The organism is Cyclobacterium qasimii M12-11B, from assembly GCF_000427295.1.
Classification (GTDB): Bacteria; Bacteroidota; Bacteroidia; order Cytophagales; family Cyclobacteriaceae; genus Cyclobacterium; species Cyclobacterium qasimii.
In genome coordinates this window covers 1-2,228 of record NZ_ATNM01000176.1, presented here as the reverse complement: position 1 = coordinate 2,228, position 2,228 = coordinate 1, and the positions used below count along the sequence as shown (strand labels likewise).

Genomic DNA, 2,228 nt, shown 5'->3' with positions numbered 1-2,228 from the left:
ATTAAAATATTTTGAAATAAACACTAAGGATCATCTTGTCGTTGGATTACCTCTTATAATACTAAAAAATTCGCTGAAAACACTTTTATTAATACAATGACAAACTTTGATGATTTTTATGGACTCATGCAACCTTACAGTAACAAGTTTTTTAAATCCAAATCGATATCTTCTAAAAATAAATTTGATAAGATAACCTAAAAACATTATATTCTTACCTTTATAATTCCTCGTATAGGTACCACCCAAAAGTCTATTATATTTATTAGATAATTCCTTAATTAAATATCTTGCAGGATGAAATACAATAATATCATCTTGATAACTAACTAAGTATTTGGAAGAAATTTGTCCTGAAAGTTTAGAATCACCATTGGATTTCAGGTTAGGGTCAAATCCTCCAAATTCATCAATTACAGTTGAATATGAAAACCAATTTGCAGTTACAGCCTTTCCGTCTAATGCATAGGCCTTTGTAGTAAAACCAGTATACTTTTCATATATTTCGGCTGCGGAAAGATTCGATGGATCTTTAAAAAACAAAGGGATTGGTCCTGTAAGCACACCTATCTTTTTCTCCTTATCATTACTAAAATGAGTAAGTGCATTTAGCAACCAATGCTTTTCGGGTAAACAATCGGAATCGGTAAATGCCAATAAATCTCCTTTAGCCTCTTTTATCCCCTTATTCCTAGCGGCATAAGAACCCGGAATTGATTCCTCTATAATTTTTAACTGATAAGAAACTGAAAATTCTAGAGGAAGTTCTAAAGGGAATTCCACACAATTATTTATTACAAACACTTCCCATTTGTCTTTAGGTAGAACCTGATTTTCCAGTTCATCTAATAAGCCAATCAAGCGATTTATATCATTGTAATGAGGGATAATAATAGAAATATACATTATTTATTTAATTTTAAAATAAATAAAAACAAACTCAAAACTTATTTTTTAAAAATTTAAACAAGTTAAAAAATTTAATCTTAAAAAATAATTCAAATTTATACAATTGGTAAAACACTTTATTCACATAGGGTGGAAGAGAAATATTATTTTCATCACAAAAGAATCCAACAGCTCCAGAGAAATAATAATTATATATCAGATTAAATTGTCTATTAACTATCAAATGATTTCTAATTTTTAGTCTTAAATAAAGCCAATTTTGAATTCTATGATGTTTTGCTTTTGAATTTGTACTAATGGAATTCTCCTGTTTATGAATCAATGTAAGGTGCCTTTTGTCAAAAACAATATTTGCTTTACATAATAATAATCTAAACATTAAATCATATTCTTGGCTACTACTTAATTTTTCATCCCACCCGTTAACCTTCAAAAGATATTTTTTATTCCAAAGGATAGAACTTGTTCTTCCTAGTTTACTTCTAATCAATCCTTTCCAGATTTTGGAATCAGAACTCATTATATGCTTTTTACCATTTGGTAAAACATGAAAGCAATTTCCTAAAATAAAAGCAATATCAGGCCTAGTCATTTCAAATTGACCTGAAAGTTTACCTTGCAAAAGCTCATCATCTGCATCCAAAAATTGAATCCAATTAGACTTTGAATTTGCAAGCCCAAGATTTCTTGATGCAGATGCTCCTTTATTTGCCCTATTCGGATGATGAAATACTTTAATCAATGATTCATTTTTTGCAAGCCGTTTAGAAACATTAATGGACTCATCAGTAGATCCATCATCCACAATCAAAATTTCAGACACTATTGGATCATTGAGAATCGATAAAACGGCTCGTTCAATAGTATATTGATTATTAAATATAGGAATTATTACACTTATCAATTATTCTTCAATTAAATTTTGTATAACCTGAAGTGACCTCTCTTTAAGAGCTTCTTCATTGAAAAGCAATCCCAAATTTTCCCTATTTTTAGAAATATCCAATTCAAAGCTTTCGCTCGATTGAGCTTCTTCTATGGAAAATACTTTTATTCCATTTGATAAAAAAAATGGAATAGTGGATTATTACTATTTAATATAACAACAGATCCTAGGTAAATAGAAAAAAGTAAATTACCTAAGCCAATTTGTCGCTTAGAATTAAAAAATACATAAGGACAAGATAAGAGAAGTTGAAGGTAATCACTATATTTTAAAAAACTTGTTAAAGGTCTAAATTTGTTTTTAAACTCATTACTAAATACTTCAATTACTTTTTGTCTATATTCTACTGATCCAGAATACTTAAAGGACAAAT

3 protein-coding genes are annotated in these 2,228 nt (G+C 28.5%); all 3 read right to left on the bottom strand.

All coding sequences use genetic code 11. From position 1 onward, the window contains the following. Positions 1–30: 30 nt before the first annotated feature. Positions 31–906 (bottom strand): glycosyltransferase, encoded by an 876-nt coding sequence (locus ADICYQ_RS22140; protein ID WP_020894188.1) that lies wholly within the window; start codon positions 904–906, stop codon positions 31–33. A gap of 34 nt (positions 907–940) precedes the next feature. Next, positions 941–1,813, bottom strand: coding sequence for a glycosyltransferase family 2 protein (locus ADICYQ_RS22135; RefSeq protein ID WP_020894187.1), 873 nt, complete (start codon positions 1,811–1,813; stop codon positions 941–943). Between the two features lie 146 nt (positions 1,814–1,959). Beyond that, on the bottom strand, positions 1,960–2,228 hold a 269-nt coding region (locus ADICYQ_RS22130), incomplete at its 5' end, for a TDP-N-acetylfucosamine:lipid II N-acetylfucosaminyltransferase family protein (protein WP_040417640.1).

Coding starts and splice junctions, on each gene's coding strand:
- ADICYQ_RS22140 (WP_020894188.1), bottom strand. CDS start 906: ATGTATATTTCTATTATTATCCCTCATTACAATGATATAAATCGCTTG.